This is a genomic window from Filimonas lacunae (assembly GCF_002355595.1).
GTDB lineage: Bacteria > Bacteroidota > Bacteroidia > Chitinophagales > Chitinophagaceae > Filimonas > Filimonas lacunae.
Window position 1 is genome coordinate 3,961,033 of sequence record NZ_AP017422.1, and the last position, 15,491, is coordinate 3,976,523.

Below are 15,491 nucleotides of genomic sequence, written 5' to 3' on the forward strand. Positions count from 1 at the left end.
CGTTTTCACACATCATTAATAACGTATTATGTCTACCAGAAATAAAACAAGGTTGTTCGAAGGCGCTTTGGTAAAAGAAGCACTGCAACAATCCTTTATTAAATTAAACCCGCGCATCCTGTTTCGCAACCCGGTAATGTTTACCGTAGAAATAGGCACCGCCATTATGCTGGCAGTAACAGTGCTTACCGTTGTTACCGGCGATACAACACAAGGTTCATTTGGCTATAACCTGGCGGTGTTCATTGTATTATTCTTAACCCTGCTGTTTGCCAACTTTGCCGAAGCCATAGCCGAAGCAAGAGGTAAGGCACAGGCACAAAGCCTGCGCAAAACACGGGAAGACACACCGGCTAAAAAAGTATTCCCTGTTGGCGAAATTGTTACCGACGAAATAAGAGTAGTTCCTTCTTCCCAACTGGTAAAAGGCGATGTGTTCGTTTGCGAAGCAGGCGATACCATCCCTATGGACGGTGAAATTATAGAAGGCCTGGCCACGATAGATGAAAGTGCTATCACCGGCGAAAGCGCCCCTGTTATCCGCGAATCCGGTGGCGATAAATCATCCGTAACGGGTGGTACCAAAGTGTTAAGCGATCGCATTAAAGTACGTGTTACTACCGAGCCCGGCGAAAGCTTCCTCGATAAGATGATTGCACTGGTAGAAGGCGCCAGCCGTCAGAAAACACCGAACGAAATAGCCTTAACCATTCTGCTGGCCAGCTTTACCCTGGTGTTTGTGATCGTGTGTGTTACCTTAAAACCTTTTGGCGACTATGCCAGCACCCCTATTACCATTGCTGCTTTTGTATCGCTGTTTGTGTGCCTGATACCTACCACCATCGGCGGTTTGTTAAGCGCCATCGGTATTGCCGGTATGGACCGTGCCTTACGTGCCAATGTGATCACTAAAAGTGGTAAAGCCGTAGAAACAGCTGGCGACCTGGATACCCTGCTGCTGGATAAAACTGGCACCATCACCATCGGTAACCGTAAAGCCACCCATTTCTGGCCCAGCAATGGTGTAGAAGATAAAGACTTTATCAGCGCCTGTGTAATGGCTTCCCTGGCCGATGAAACACCGGAAGGCAAGTCTATTATAGAACTGGCACATACGCTGGGCATTAACAGCCGTTATGTAAAAAAAGAACAGGCCCGCTTTATTGCCTTCACCGCCGAAACCCGCAGCAGTGGCATTGATATTGATGGCAATAAAATACGCAAAGGCGCATTCGATGCCATCAGAAACCTGGTAACCCGCGCCGGTAATCCTTTCCCTACCGAAACTGAGGAAAGAGTAAAAGCCATCTCTTCTAACGGCGGAACCCCGCTGGTAGTAAGCTATAACGACAAGGTACACGGTGTAATAGAATTACAGGACATTATCAAACCCGGCATTCGTGAACGTTTCGAGCGCCTGCGCCGCATGGGTGTAAAAACCGTAATGGTTACCGGCGACAACCCGCTTACCGCTAAGTTCATTGCCGAAAAAGCCGGTGTGGACGACTTCATTGCCGAAGCGAAACCCGAAGACAAAATGCGCTATATCCGCCAGGAACAGGAAAGCGGTAAACTGGTAGCAATGATGGGCGATGGCACCAACGATGCGCCCGCACTGGCACAGGCCGATGTAGGTGTAGCTATGAACAGCGGAACACAGGCCGCTAAAGAAGCCGGTAACATGGTGGACTTAGACAACGACCCTACCAAGCTGATTGAGATAGTGGAAATAGGCAAACAACTGTTAATGACACGCGGTACCCTTACCACCTTCTCCATAGCCAACGACGTAGCCAAATACTTTGCTATTGTTCCGGCCCTGTTCATCTCTTCTTTACCAGCCCTGCAGGGGTTAAACATCATGCACCTGAAAAGCCCTGAAAGCGCTATACTTTCCGCGGTTATTTTCAACGCCATCATCATACCTGCATTGATTCCGCTGGCATTAAAAGGTGTGGCTTACAAACCCATTGGTGCCAGTGCCTTATTAAGAAGAAACCTGTTGATATATGGCCTGGGTGGTGTGCTGATACCCTTTATAGGTATTAAGCTCATTGACATGCTACTGGCCTTTTTTATGTAATCAATAAACGCATTTTTTATGTTGAAGTATATGATGTCTTCCGTTAAACTCACCATAGTGATGATTGTACTATGTGCTGTACTCTACCCGCTGTTCATTGCCGCAGTAGGCCGCCTGGCACCCGGCCAGGGCAAGGGCGAAACCGTAGAAGTAAATGGTAAGGTAGTGGGCTATGCCAAAATAGGACAAAGCTTTACCAAAGATGAATATTTCCAGGGCCGCCCCTCTGCTGTAGGTTATAACGCCGCAGGCAGCGCCGGCAGCAACAAAGGCCCGTCTAACCCCGATTACCTGAAAACAGTACAGGATAGAATTGACACCTTCCTGGTACACAACCCCGGCATTTACAAACGACAGATACCTGCCGAACTGGTTACCGCCAGCGGTAGCGGCCTTGACCCGGATATTTCACCTGCCAGCGCTGCTATACAGGTAAACCGCATCAGCATATTGCGTCATATTCCGCAGCAAAAGCTGAACACACTAATCGCAGAGCATACCGTAAAACCATTATTCGGACCACAAAAAATAAACGTACTGCAACTCAACATTGCATTGGACCAAATCAAATAAACCGAAACAAAACCGGTGATTAACTAAAAAAACAAAAGATGAAACAGGTTTTATTGGGCGTGGCGCTGGGCGCTGTGGCCCTGAACGTAAAAGCTCAGACAGACACAACCACCGTCACCAAAATCCCCTTTGAAGACATTGACCAGACATGGCAAAACGGTAACGACAGAAGAGACTCTTCTGTATTTAAAAACGTACCCTACTTTACGCCCAGCATTTTGATGGACATTAACTACACCCACTCGTTCAACAACCCGAACGATAACACAGTAGTAGGTTCTACCGCTCTGGCCCGCAATAATGAAATACAGTTATCTGCCTTACATTTCGGTGGCGACTTTGTATATAAGAATGCAAGGGCACGTGTGATGACTCAATTTGGCACCCGCTCTATTGTAGTGCCCCGCAACGACTATAGCCCTTACCGCGGACAATATCAGCTGGCCAACGTTTACCGTTACTTAAGTGAGGCTTATGCAGGCTATCATATCGATAAATGGTATGGCATCAACATCGATGCAGGTATGTTTATGAGTTATATCGGGCTTAACTCTTACTACCAACCCGAAAACTGGGAATATCAGGCATCCTTTACCTCCGACAATACCCCCTGGTTTTTTAATGGGGTGCGTATACAGATATTCCCTACCAAACATCTGAAATTTGAACCCTGGTTAATTAACGGCTGGCAAAGCTATGGCAAGTTCAACAGCATGCCCGGCTTCGGATTTAACCTTACCTGGATGCCCACCAGCAACCTTAAAATGTTAACCAACAACTACTACGGTAGCGATGCTGCTTGCATACCGGACAGAAAACGTTTCCATTCCGATAACAGCATCCTGGTGCGCTATCTGAACAAACCTAAATCAAAAGGCATCAGTCGTATGGCTTTCTCGTGGACAGGAGATATCGGCTTTGAAAAAGGCGGTGGCGTAAACGGTTTTAAAGACGATGCAGTAAAAGGCCCCGCACAATACTTTTTAAGCTCTATGTTCTACAACAGAATATGGTTTAACAAAAACAGGTTTGCATGGACAGTAGGCGGCGGCGTAATGAAAAACCCCGGCCGCTACCTGGTACTGTACCCTACCGGCCAGGCCAGCCCGCTGCCCAACCCACTTGATCCCACAAAAACCGAAGGCGCTTTTCCTTTCAGTGCCAACCCTGGCGATCAGTTCTTTGGCTGGGATTGGTCAACCAATTTCGACTATATGCCCAACCAAAGTATCACCTTCCGTGCTGAGTTTGTGAACAGACATGCTGATGTGCCCTACTTTGCCGGACAGGGCGGCGTTACCTCCCAAACAGGTTACTCCACCTCCGTGTTAGATCCTAACTGGCGACCCGACCTGGTGAAACAGGAATCCCGGTTTGTATTAGCCATATTATTCCGGTTGTAAATGCAACCCGGTGGGGCCTTCAGCTGGCCCCACCACCTTTTTTTTACACACATCCTTTAAAACACTTTGTATGAATGCTTTTGACAGACTTTTTATAGCACGCACCTTTCTCTCCCTCAGTCAGAAAGAAGCCGCAGAACAAGCTGGCATCAATGCAGCAGCGATAAGTGTAATGGAACGGGGCGAGAAAAAATTCATCCCTACGGAATACATCCATTTCCTGTACGAAAAAGGCATTGACCTTAACTGGATATTCAGCGATAGCAACGATACCTCCCTCGTATTTCGCCAACCTGCCGAAACCACCACCACACCTGCATTACCCACTACTACTCCGCCACCGGTAGCTAACGGCAGCCTGCACGCGGCATTAAGCAGCCATCACCAGCAACACACCCATTCCGGTGGCATGATCATGAACAGGTATATGCAGGACTTTAATAATGATTTGAAAGATATATTACTGGAACTCAAAAAACTCAACGCCAGCCTTTGCACAACCTATCCCGGCTAACAACCAATACACTGGCACGATTTTAAAAAAGCAAGAATGAACACAGAAGACCCGATAATAGTACGCATAGCCACCGCAAACGACGCCCCCTACGCACCGGAAATAACTGCCGAAATGGAAAGCTCCGCCATAGCACGCGGCACCGGCATAGCCAAACGCAGTCCCGAATCTATTATCCAGAAAATGACCGAAGGCAAAGCTGTAATAGCCCTCACCAGCAACCACCAATGGGTAGGCTTTGCGTATATAGATGTATGGAGCAATGGCGAGTTCGTATCTAACTCCGGCCTTATTGTATCACCCGCCTTCCGTGGCAACGGCGTAGCCCGGGCCATCAAAACCAAAATATTCCGCCTGTCGCGCAAACTATATCCCCACGCCCGCATTTTCAGCATCACCACCGGTTTATCTGTCATGAAAATGAATATGCGTTTCGGCTTCGAGCCCGTTACCTTTAACGAAATCACCACCGATCCCGCTTTCTGGCAAGGCTGCAAAAGCTGCGTTAACTACAACACCCTTACCAGCAAAGGCTTTAAAAACTGTTTGTGCACCGCGTTGCTGTATACCCCTGCACACATAGCTGATACCTCGCAAAAGCCAGAGATATCCACTAACTTCACTATACACGTGAAACAGCTGATATTATAGCCGCGGATAAACGCCCCACTCCCGCAAACCCGCCACCTATAAAGCTATTCAGATGGAAAAAGATAAAAACGCAGAACACTTTTTAAAACTCATCCGCCAAAGCCGTCGCGGTAAGTTTAAGATATATATAGGCATGAGCCCCGGCGTAGGCAAAACCTACCGCATGCTGCAGGAAGCCAAAGCCCTGCTGCGCAATGGTGTGGACATAAAAATAGGCTATATCGAAACCCATAACCGCGCCGAAACACATGCCCTGCTCGAAGGCCTGCCCATCATCCCCCGCCGCAAACTGTTTTACAAAGGCAAAGAACTGGACGAGCTGGATGTGAACGCCGTTATTAACCTGCACCCCGAAGTAGTGGTGATAGATGAACTGGCCCACACCAACATTGAAGGCAGCCGCAACGAAAAACGCTGGCAGGATGTAATGCAAATACTCAACGAAGGCATTAACGTGATCAGCGCCGTAAACATCCAGCACCTCGAAAGCCTGCAGGAAGAAATTAAAAACATCACCGGCATTGCCATTAACGAACGCGTGCCCGACAGCGTGCTGCAACAGGCCGATGAAGTAGTGAACATCGACCTCACCGCCGATGAACTGGTAACCCGTTTAAAAGAAGGAAAAATATACTCGCTGGATAAAGTAGCCGTATCGCTGCAAAACTTTTTCCAGCCCGAAAAAATACTGCAACTGCGCGAGCTGGCTTTGAAAGAAGTAGTAACGCAGGTAGAACGTAAAATAGAAACCGAACTGCCCCGCGCCGTGCAAATGCGCAACGAGCGCTTTATGGCCTGCATCAGCAGCAACCACGAAGTAGCCAAAAAGGTCATCCGCAAAACCGCGCGGCTGGCCGCTTACTACCGCAGCAAATGGTTTGTGCTGTATGTGCAAACACCCGGCGAAGAAATGGATAAAATAGGCCTGGCCTCGCAACGCCATCTCATCAACAACTTTAAACTGGCTACCGAGCTGGGGGCCGAGGTCATACGTATTCAGCACAGCAAAATAGGCAAGGGTATTATTGAAATAGCAGAGAAAAAAGAGATCACCACCATTTGCATGGGCAAGCCCCATCTCAGCCTGCTGAAAGTAATATTATCCACCAATGTATTCAACCAAATACTGAAAAAGCTATCTTCAAACGATATTGATCTTGTAATACTTTCATAATGCGCATCAAAACCAAATTAACGCTGGGTATAGGATTGCTGTTTACCTTACTGTTGGTGTTAACCATCGTAAGCAGCGTGTACGTGAACGCGTTAAAAAACGATACCGAAAACATACTGGTTTCTAACTACAACACCCTGGAATATGCGCGCAAAATGATACTGGCGCTGGACCAGGTGAACCAGCAACCACAGGCCCTGCAACAGTTTACCACCAACCTGCAACAGCAAAAGGCCAACGTTACCGAGCCGGGCGAAAAAGAAGCCACCCTGCAACTGGAAGGCCATTTTACCCAGTATTGTAAAGACACTACCAACAAAACGGTAGCCGCCCTCATGCGTCAGGATCTTTCCACCATTATGATGCTGAACATGCAGGCCATCCAGCGCAAAAGCAATAAAGCCGTAAACACCTCCCACAACGCCAATATGTGGATAGCCGTAGCCGGCACCCTTTGCTTTATTATTGCCTTTACCATGTGGGTAAACCTGCCAGGCAACATAGCCAACCCCGTAAAAGAACTCACCAGCAGCATAAAACAAATCGCCAACAAAAACTACGCACAACGCATACACTACACCCAAAGCGATGAATTTGGCGAGCTGGCATCCAGCTTTAACACCATGGCCGAAAAGCTGCAGGAATACGACAACAGCAACCTGAGCAAGCTACTGGTAGAAAAGAAACGCATTGAAACCCTCATCAACAACATGCACGACCCCGTAATAGGGCTGGACGAAAACAAACGCGTGCTGTTTGCCAACGAAGAAGCCATTCGCATCAGCGGCCTGCCCGCCAATAAACTGATAGGCCACCTGAGCCAGGACGTAGCCGTGCATAACGATCTCATACGCCTGCTGATACGCGATATGATGCAACCCGAAGCCAACAGCCCAAAAGCCGCGCCTATTAAAATATATGCCGATGGCAAGGAAAGCTATTTTGAAAAAGACATTATCACCATCAGCATTACCCCCACCGGCGAAACCCAGAAAAAACACCTGGGCCATGTGATAGTGCTGCGCAACATTACACCATTTAAAGAGCTGGATTTTGCCAAAACCAATTTCATCGCCACCGTATCGCACGAGCTAAAAACGCCCATCTCTTCCATTAAGCTGGGCGTGCAGCTACTGGAAAAAATAGAAACCGGCAGTATTAACGAAGCACAGAAACAATTACTGGAAGGGATAAAAGACGATAGCAACCGCCTGCTCACCATCACCGGCGAGCTGCTGAACCTGAGCCAGGTAGAAACCGGCAACATACAACTGAGCATACAGCAAAGCGATCCGCATAAAATTCTCAAATACGCCCTCGACGCCGTAAAAGTGCAGGCCGAACTGAAACAAATTACCCTGCAGGTTAAAGACGAGCCTGCGATACACCCCGTAAAAGCCGATGAAGAAAAAACGGCCTGGGTACTCATCAATTTTCTCACCAACGCCATCCGCTACGCCCCCGAAAACACCCAGGTAGTGATTGAAATCAAAAACCAGGACACGAAAGTGCAATTTTCGGTAAAAGACAGCGGCCGCGGCATAGACCCTAAATATAGGGACAAAATCTTCGACCGCTACTTCCAGGTACCCGGCAGCAACCGCGCCGGAACCGGGCTGGGACTGGCTATTTGCAAGGAATTCATTGAAGCCCAGGGTGGCACCATAGGGGTAGAAACCGAAATTGGCGCCGGCAGCAACTTCTACTTCCGGTTACTCAAGGGATAGGGTGTAATTCTGAAATTGTTACATTTGTTACCATGAATAATTTTTCTCCTGCGTTGCAACAGGAAATGGAAGAAGTGGGCATCCGTAAAACGATGACGGCAGGATCGCTGGTACTCAGAGAAAACAGTTACATACAGTCTATTTTCATACTGGTAAACGGCAGCGTGCGCATTATGCGTACCGAAGAAGAGGGCCGGGAAATTCTATTATACTACCTGAAACCAGGTCAAAGCTGCATTACCTCCTTCCTCAGCGGCCTGCACGAGGACACCTGTAAGGTGCGCGCCATGGTGGAAGAAGACGCCGAAATACTCTTCATCCCCATTAACAAAGCCAAGGAGTGGATTACCAAGTACCCCGAATGGGCCAATTTCATATTCCATCTATACCACATACGTTTTGAAGAACTGCTTACGGTAATCAACGCCATTGCCTTTGAGCAACTGGACGACCGCATTATGGCCCTGCTGAACAAGAAAAAGGAGGTGTACCAGAGCAACGACTTCACCATCACCCACCAGCAAATTGCCGAAGAGCTGGGCACTACCCGCGAGGTAATAAGCCGCCTGCTGAAGCAACTGGAAAAAAGGGGCAAAATATTGCTGGGTCGCAACCGGGTAATACTCACCGGCGCTATGTAACAAAAGTCACTAACCAGCTACCCCGAACGGCCTATTTTTGGGCGGAAAGGAAATAAACAACAGCATGCTCACTATTATTGCAGGATACCTGTCGGCTATTCTTGTAGGGTTGTCTTTAGGATTAATTGGCGGCGGAGGTTCTATTTTAACGGTACCCATCCTCGTGTTCTGCTTTCGTATCGATCCTGTATTGGCCACCACCTACTCCCTCTGCATCGTGGGTCTTACCAGTGCTGTAGGCGCCTTTCGCCACTACCGCAACGGCAACGTTATCCTTCCCATAGCCCTGCTGTTCGGCATCCCCTCCCTTATTACCGTATTCGTAATGCGCAAATGGATAATGCCCTCCATCCCCCGCCACATTTGCAACATCGGCCACCACGAACTCATTAAACCCGACATGCTGATGGCCACCTTTGCCTGTTTAATGATATTTACCGCCCTGGCCATGATACGCAAAAAGAAAACAGAAGACCCCATCAATGAAAATATTGCCCCTAACAAGCCCTTACTGGTAGGCCAGAGCATTCTGGTAGGCGGCGTTACCGGCTTCATAGGCGTAGGCGGTGGTTTTTTAATCATCCCCTCACTAGTCATGTTCGCCCGCATACCTGTAAAAAAGGCAATAGGCACATCCTTGTTGATTATGACCATGAGCTCTCTACTGGGTGTACTGGGAGATGTAAGCAGACATGTGGATATGAATATGAGCTTCCTGGTGAGCTTTTCGGCTTGCACTATTACTGGGATATTAGCTGGGGCTTATGCCAGTAAGTTTATACAGGATAAGGCGTTGAAGCAGTCCTTTGGATGGTTTGTGTTATGTATGGGTTTGTTTATGATGGGGAGGTTTTTATTGCATGGGTAAATTATCAAAGAGTAACTCTAATATTAGTTAAGTGGACGAAGAATTCTAATTAACTCTTTATCCAACTGCTCCCTTACTCCTCCCCAATCAGGATGATAACCTCCAGGCAACGTCCCTGTAATCTCAGCCTGAAAAGTAGAATCTCCCCTACGAAGACTAACCCTAATCAATTCATTATTATGCCGTCCTTCCCATACAAAAAAGGGATTATCTCCCAAAGGAATTACACCAGTTACTGATGTAAGTGTCAAATTGTCGTCAATAAAGTAATCGTCTTCCAACCTTCTTTGGATTTCAATTTGGATATCATCACCAGCATGAGGTACAGGCCTGCGTCTATTTCTTCCATTTGACATAAAACAAAGTCTAAAAATTATACTCAATTATAGTAAGAAGTTAAAATCTTTCGGTACATAACAGACATTCCTTATATTAAAAGCAAGAAACAGTTTTTTAATGCATATGTCATTTTAAACACTACAGGACATTTACGAAAAGAAACAATGAATCTACTACTTCTCCAACATATTCAATTTAAAATAAAATCGAATTAATTTCATCATACTCAATAGCATCTTTATCTAATAAAATTCGAAGCCGCGTCCTATCGATTTCAACCAACTTATCCCCTTCTATTTTCAAACAACTCTTAAAGTTTTTAAAAATAAAATCAGCAGAGTGTCTTGATAGACCATAATTCTGTAAAGCTATAACGATAGGCTTTTGAGTGCCATACTCAAGAAAAGTAGCCCAATTGGCACCTGCGTTATCCTCCCCCAAAATTTCAACTAGCATTACATAATAACTATTGAAATACTTTTCTAAGAGAAAACGAAGAACATGTTCAACATCTTCAATAATATTTCCGATTAGAATATTAACATGCTGTTTACTCCCATCAAAATATTCAAATTTCAATCCGCTTTTATCATACCCAGTAGATATCTGTCTATTGGTATTACTATAGTATGCTATAGACTGATTTATAATTTGATTTAAAGGAAGACCATTTATCCATTGATTCATTAATAGAGCATAATAATCAAGCTGACTCTTCGATTTAAAACTCTTTTCCTCATTTTGCCATTTAAACAAAACAAAAAGCCTATTAAGCCACTCCTTACACGTTTCATAATCAACTCTACTAGGAAGTCTAATAGATGCAGGATTATCTTTTCGATTTTGCAACCAAATATAAATTTCATTTTGAATTTTTAGCTTTATCGAATTATTTGTACTAAGAACCGAAGAAGGCACTTCTATTTTCCCATTTTTCTTCTTAGCCAATTCAATAATGAGCTCTTTATTATCTTGAATCAGCTTTGTAATTATCTCACTTCTATAATTTGACCTTTCAATTTCTAAGGTATCAATACTAATTATATTAGATATATATTTAAGAATCTCCTTCAAAGTCTCATTCTTGTACTTCACTTTAGGATCTTCATTCAATATCTGTTCGATTAATTTAAGTTTACTATCAATATGGCTGTCGATAGATGGATTTAATAGTATATCGGCTTTTTTCATTAATAACTCTTCAGACTTCTTCCAAACCCTATCACTTTCCTTTAAACAAATTATATTACCAGATAATTCATACCTCAGCCTGCCTGCTCTACCAGCAAGATTCCAAAAATCTATTGGCTGAAAAGGAGTTCTCCCATTCATATTATTAAGTATGAACACATTTTTGGCTGGCATATTAACCCCTTCTAAAAGAGTTGAAGTACAAAAGATATAGCTAATCTCTCTCTCTTTAAACAAAGCTTCAATCTTATTTCTTATAATCTGTGGCAAATTCCCGAAATGATAAGCAACACTCTTATTAAGAAATTCCGCCAAATAATAATCATTATGAATATACCCCTTAATTTGACGAATAACTTTTCTCACATTGTTTGAAACTTTTATATCTTTTAAGCAACCAGCCATTTTCTCAGCCTTATCAATAGCTTCATTCTTCGAACTACAATACACTAGATTACTAGTATTCTTACCCAAAACAGACAAAACATCATAAGTAGAACTTTCACCGTTCAAAATATCAGGCTCAAATTCATAACTCTCAGACTCCAAATAATGAACGACTTTTCTACTAGTAAGATCTATAAAAAAAAGATTTTGAGATACGGGAGCTTCTTGAGTTTTATAATTTAATTTTTCATCCTTTTTAAATAGTCTTAAAAAAACCTCAGGATTTGAAACATTGGGTGATGCAAAATAAAGGCTTACGTTTCTATTCTGTTTTAATGACTTTGATATTGCAGAATAAGCAGTAATCGACCTGGCATCATTTTCTGCGGCTAACTTATGTGCTTCATCAATAAATAAATACCCAAAGGATGGATTACCTTTTTGAGACAAATAACTCAATAGACGTTCTGGCGTCAACACAAAAACATAACGTTGTATACTTTCAATGTCCATTTCAGACACATTACTATTAGTTACAACCGAATAATTATAAGAGTCTAAAACTTCTTTCAATTCTCTATTTAAGTCAATTGAAAACTGATTAATTAAAGCCCTTGTAGGAACCATTATTACAATATTTTCTGCCGGTACATTTGCAACAACTCGCCTGATAAAAGACTTAATGATAAAAGACTTCCCCATTGAAGTTGGGCCAGAAAAACTAAAGTGCTTTGAACTAGTAATTTTTGTGTAAAGCTCAAATTGAGAATCTGTAAAAATCAGATCTCTGCTTCCAGGAACAGCCTGCCTAAACTCCTTTGTTTTTTTCTCGATATCTCTTTCAAGCGGCAACTCTGAGTTGTTGCCATCTTCATTTCGCAGATATTCAATTCCAGGAAAATTCCCCAATTTGGCTAAAACAGAATGAGCAAAGGTTCGATAATAAGGATCTTTATTAAAATCTTTATTTAACAAAGTTATTATTTGATAAGCCTTATTTCTAGATTCTACTTTTGAAGAGTTTGATAAAATATCAGCAAAACGAAGAAGATCTCTTACTTCTTTCTCAACCCAAAAAAACTCATTATTAACAGATATAAACATTTTTTTGGCAAACATTTTCGCCGCCTTATTATACAAATCATTAAAATATGTATCCTGTAAAACATCTGCCGCTAATCTTTCAATCATTCAGCTCGAATTAATTTCTTTATAATATTCTTTCTAGTTTCATCTAATTTCATAAAAGGGAAGGTATACACATAAAAAGTATAACCATGCAAATCATATTCCTCTATTTTACTTTTAATATGGCTCATCTTAGCTTCAACTTCTTTTTTAATCTTCGTCTTTATCTCTTTTAAAAAATCAGAATTAGTCATTTTTTTCTCATCAATAGTTGGAGCGACTTCAAAACCTGCAAAAATCGCAAATGCGTTATTTTTTACAATGGGGTTATCTACATTTGCTTTAGGCATTACTATAGACTTTACAAACTGATATGAGTCTTCATCAAACACCTCTTTGCAAAGTTGTGAATTCAGAAGACCTATTTCATCACTAATACTATTTCTGTCTCTGCTTATAAACTCATGAATTGATTTAAAAGCATTTGTAATTGAAGTCGTAAGCTTTTGATCAAGTTTTGATTCTCCAAAAACTAGCTGATACTCTTTTTCCGCAACCTTTAGTAAATGGATTCCATCAGAACCTTTCGCATAATCATTTGAAGACAGTTTTATTTCTAACTTTGTTAGAATTTTAGGAGCTTTCAAATGAGCCTCTAGAAAACAGAACAGTAGCAATTCCCCCGCTTCACCTTCATTTACATTATAATCACGAAATTTACTCGCTGCTGCTGCGAACATTTCACCATATCTTTCATCTTTCAAGAACTCTTGTTTTTCTTTTCGTGATAAAGCAAATGATATGAAATGATTTTGTAGATGTCGAATTAACTCTGGATAACAAAACTGATTGTTTTCGATCTTTAAAATATGAAGATTTAGTTTTGAATACGTTTCAGAAATACCACATTCAATCTCTTTGTAGAAAAGTTCTAAAAAAGAATCACTCATAGTAGATTTCAGCTCCATAAGTCCTCCCGCTCTTTTTTTAATATTGTGAAGTAAACTTACTATCCCGCCAACCACATATACAGCTAAAATACTTGTATCATCTATGGCAATAGCATACGTTTATAATGTCTAATCCCATGAAAGCAATAAAATAAAAAATCAATCCATCTTATTAGGTTAAGTTTCCTTATCACCTGTCCCAAACATAACAACACGAAAACACACCTATAAAATTAAAATAGAAGCAATCTTTTCCACACACAAAGGCCCCGCAATATCCTGCAACTTCTGCACCCGCTCAATCAACACACCAAGCTCCTCTGCACTAATACGATAATCCTTCTTATACCTCGCATCTATGTAAGCCCGCTTCAATAAATCAAACAAATGCTCCTCCGCCTTTGTATTCTCAGGAAAAACACCAGCCAACTCCTCAGAATATGCCTTAGTGTATCGTTTCAACTTATCCAGATTATGCGTTTTAGGCTTGTAACCAGTAAACACCAGCACAACAGCATTATAAGTCCTTTCTACAGCTTGATGCAAACTAAACACACCTTCTTTCAAAGCACCTCTTTGCAAACCAAACCGTGCAAACGCTAAAAATTCCACCCCACTCAAAAACCACTGATCATAATAATCCTGCGCAATCTCCTTCGCTTCCGCCGGGCTTAACGGCTTCCGTTCGGCAAGCGCTACATTCCCGCTATCATACAGCAGAATACCCTCCTTCTCTATATCCGCAAAAAAGTATTGCCCTTCGCTTAGCATCCTGTTCACAAAATCTATATCATGTACAATGGTGGTTACCGGTGTATGGTAGCGGCAGCGGTTTTCTATTACGTCTTGTATTTCGTAGTCTTTACGGTTTTCGCCGCTTTTGGTTATTACCAGTATGTCGTAATCGCTGATGTATTCGTAAATGATACCGTCTTCTACATATTTATGTTCTACCCAGCGGCCGGTGGCGTGGCTGCCAAACAGTATTACCATTTCGGGTTGTACGGTTTCAACAATTATGCTCGCAATCTTTTGTAACTGTTCCTGTTTATAGGCCGGTAAATGGGCTAAAGAGGTGTTCATCAATGCCTGTTTAGTAGGTAAATCTATCATTTGTTTGCTAGATTAAATGGTTCAAAATGGAAAAAACCGGTGAGTTTTGAGGATAAAAGGCCGTTTTTAGGGCAACGAAACGGCCTTTTATGCAGTTAGAGGTCTTTTCGCCGCACTTTGTTGTACCACTTTTTAAACCAGTGCTTTAGGTATTTGGTGCGCCAGGTGGCGTGCATATCAATCAGTTTATCGCTGTTGGTTTGTGGCCATAAGCCACCCAGCGTGTCCAGCTCTGCCAATATCTGGCGCATATCTTCTTCTTTGTAAAATTGCTGGCCATAGCCACGTTCCATAAAGTAGGCGATTGCCTTTTCTCTAACAGCCGGGTTAATGCTTCTGTCGATGGTATCGCCGCTTACATCTATCATAAACCGGTGCAGTACGCTATGAGGTGTTACACCCGCCAGCTTGCATACATACAAAAACGGCCAGGGAATTAAAAAAAGTCTGGTAGGCGTGGGGGCGTAATCGTCAACAGCCCATTTGTGTTTGGGCACTGGCGGCTCTTCTACAACAGTCATTTTAGCAAATCGCTTGTTTTCTTTTTGGCTTGCTTGTTTCATAGTAAATATTTTAAATCGTTATAAGAACCCAATATGCCCTTTACAATTAAAATAGTCACTTGAAACCAATCCTTACGAAAATAGCAAACAGCCTATCTCCTTCCAATTAAAATTAACGCCTTACGCAACACGTAAGGCGATATCATGTATAAATTATTTTATATAACCCTTTATTTATGCAACGTT

The 15,491-nt window shown here is 43.0% G+C and carries 14 protein-coding genes; 9 read left to right on the plus strand and 5 right to left on the minus strand.

The features are described 5' to 3' along the window. Positions 1–28 precede the first annotated feature (28 nt). The 9 genes from kdpB to FLA_RS15650 all read left to right on the plus strand — a co-directional run bounded on the left by kdpB (position 29) and on the right by FLA_RS15650 (position 9,634). On the plus strand, positions 29–2,083 hold the full coding sequence (kdpB, locus tag FLA_RS15610) for a potassium-transporting ATPase subunit KdpB (RefSeq protein ID WP_076377720.1): 2,055 nt from the start codon (positions 29–31) through the stop codon (positions 2,081–2,083). A gap of 18 nt (positions 2,084–2,101) precedes the next feature. Continuing rightward, entirely contained in the window at positions 2,102–2,656 is a 555-nt protein-coding gene (locus FLA_RS15615) for a K(+)-transporting ATPase subunit C (protein WP_076377718.1), read from the plus strand. Positions 2,657–2,694: 38 nt separating this feature from the next. Continuing rightward, entirely contained in the window at positions 2,695–4,059 is a 1,365-nt protein-coding gene (locus FLA_RS15620) for an outer membrane beta-barrel protein (RefSeq protein WP_076377716.1), read from the plus strand. Positions 4,060–4,129: 70 nt separating this feature from the next. After that, positions 4,130–4,573 (plus strand): helix-turn-helix domain-containing protein, encoded by a 444-nt coding sequence (locus FLA_RS15625; protein ID WP_076377714.1) that lies wholly within the window; start codon positions 4,130–4,132, stop codon positions 4,571–4,573. 36 nt (positions 4,574–4,609) lie between these two features. Then, entirely contained in the window at positions 4,610–5,224 is a 615-nt protein-coding gene (locus tag FLA_RS15630; protein WP_076377712.1) for a GNAT family N-acetyltransferase, read from the plus strand. Positions 5,225–5,276: 52 nt separating this feature from the next. Then, positions 5,277–6,398: a universal stress protein gene (locus tag FLA_RS15635; protein WP_076377710.1), complete on the plus strand. Its 1,122-nt coding sequence runs from the start codon at positions 5,277–5,279 to the stop codon at positions 6,396–6,398. Then, entirely contained in the window at positions 6,398–8,125 is a 1,728-nt protein-coding gene (locus FLA_RS15640; RefSeq protein WP_076377708.1) for a HAMP domain-containing sensor histidine kinase, read from the plus strand. The genes FLA_RS15635 and FLA_RS15640 overlap by 1 nt, the downstream gene beginning before the upstream one ends. A 32-nt stretch (positions 8,126–8,157) precedes the next feature. Then, positions 8,158–8,766: a Crp/Fnr family transcriptional regulator gene (locus FLA_RS15645; RefSeq protein WP_076377706.1), complete on the plus strand. Its 609-nt coding sequence runs from the start codon at positions 8,158–8,160 to the stop codon at positions 8,764–8,766. A 64-nt stretch (positions 8,767–8,830) separates the two neighbouring features. Beyond that, positions 8,831–9,634 (plus strand): sulfite exporter TauE/SafE family protein, encoded by an 804-nt coding sequence (locus FLA_RS15650; RefSeq protein WP_076378442.1) that lies wholly within the window; start codon positions 8,831–8,833, stop codon positions 9,632–9,634. A gap of 23 nt (positions 9,635–9,657) precedes the next feature. Here FLA_RS15650 and FLA_RS15655 read toward each other — a convergent pair whose 3' ends face one another. The 5 genes from FLA_RS15655 to FLA_RS15675 all read right to left on the minus strand — a co-directional run bounded on the left by FLA_RS15655 (position 9,658) and on the right by FLA_RS15675 (position 15,305). Further along, the gene (locus tag FLA_RS15655) at positions 9,658–9,990 is read right to left on the minus strand and encodes a hypothetical protein (RefSeq protein WP_076377704.1); all 333 of its coding nucleotides are present in this window, start codon (positions 9,988–9,990) and stop codon (positions 9,658–9,660) included. A 178-nt stretch (positions 9,991–10,168) separates the two neighbouring features. Next, complete coding sequence (locus FLA_RS15660) at positions 10,169–12,742, minus strand: DEAD/DEAH box helicase (protein ID WP_076377702.1); 2,574 nt, start codon at positions 12,740–12,742, stop codon at positions 10,169–10,171. Then, positions 12,739–13,647: a HamA C-terminal domain-containing protein gene (locus FLA_RS15665; protein ID WP_076378440.1), complete on the minus strand. Its 909-nt coding sequence runs from the start codon at positions 13,645–13,647 to the stop codon at positions 12,739–12,741. Before FLA_RS15665 ends, FLA_RS15660 begins: the two co-directional genes overlap by 4 nt. Before the next feature lie 207 nt (positions 13,648–13,854). Further along, positions 13,855–14,742 carry a HEPN domain-containing protein gene (locus FLA_RS15670; protein ID WP_084206124.1) on the minus strand — a complete coding sequence of 296 codons (888 nt, stop codon included), beginning with the start codon at positions 14,740–14,742 and terminating at the stop codon, positions 13,855–13,857. 95 nt (positions 14,743–14,837) lie between these two features. Beyond that, a complete protein-coding gene (locus FLA_RS15675) occupies positions 14,838–15,305 on the minus strand; it encodes a hypothetical protein (protein WP_076377700.1) in 468 nt (155 codons plus the stop codon). Positions 15,306–15,491: the final 186 nt, after the last annotated feature.

Coding starts and splice junctions, on each gene's coding strand:
- kdpB (WP_076377720.1), top strand. CDS start 29: ATGTCTACCAGAAATAAAACAAGGTTGTTCGAAGGCGCTTTGGTAAAA.
- FLA_RS15615 (WP_076377718.1), top strand. CDS start 2,102: ATGTTGAAGTATATGATGTCTTCCGTTAAACTCACCATAGTGATGATT.
- FLA_RS15620 (WP_076377716.1), top strand. CDS start 2,695: ATGAAACAGGTTTTATTGGGCGTGGCGCTGGGCGCTGTGGCCCTGAAC.
- FLA_RS15625 (WP_076377714.1), top strand. CDS start 4,130: ATGAATGCTTTTGACAGACTTTTTATAGCACGCACCTTTCTCTCCCTC.
- FLA_RS15630 (WP_076377712.1), top strand. CDS start 4,610: ATGAACACAGAAGACCCGATAATAGTACGCATAGCCACCGCAAACGAC.
- FLA_RS15635 (WP_076377710.1), top strand. CDS start 5,277: ATGGAAAAAGATAAAAACGCAGAACACTTTTTAAAACTCATCCGCCAA.
- FLA_RS15640 (WP_076377708.1), top strand. CDS start 6,398: ATGCGCATCAAAACCAAATTAACGCTGGGTATAGGATTGCTGTTTACC.
- FLA_RS15645 (WP_076377706.1), top strand. CDS start 8,158: ATGAATAATTTTTCTCCTGCGTTGCAACAGGAAATGGAAGAAGTGGGC.
- FLA_RS15650 (WP_076378442.1), top strand. CDS start 8,831: ATGCTCACTATTATTGCAGGATACCTGTCGGCTATTCTTGTAGGGTTG.
- FLA_RS15655 (WP_076377704.1), bottom strand. CDS start 9,990: ATGTCAAATGGAAGAAATAGACGCAGGCCTGTACCTCATGCTGGTGAT.
- FLA_RS15660 (WP_076377702.1), bottom strand. CDS start 12,742: ATGATTGAAAGATTAGCGGCAGATGTTTTACAGGATACATATTTTAAT.
- FLA_RS15665 (WP_076378440.1), bottom strand. CDS start 13,647: ATGGAGCTGAAATCTACTATGAGTGATTCTTTTTTAGAACTTTTCTAC.
- FLA_RS15670 (WP_084206124.1), bottom strand. CDS start 14,742: ATGATAGATTTACCTACTAAACAGGCATTGATGAACACCTCTTTAGCC.
- FLA_RS15675 (WP_076377700.1), bottom strand. CDS start 15,305: ATGAAACAAGCAAGCCAAAAAGAAAACAAGCGATTTGCTAAAATGACT.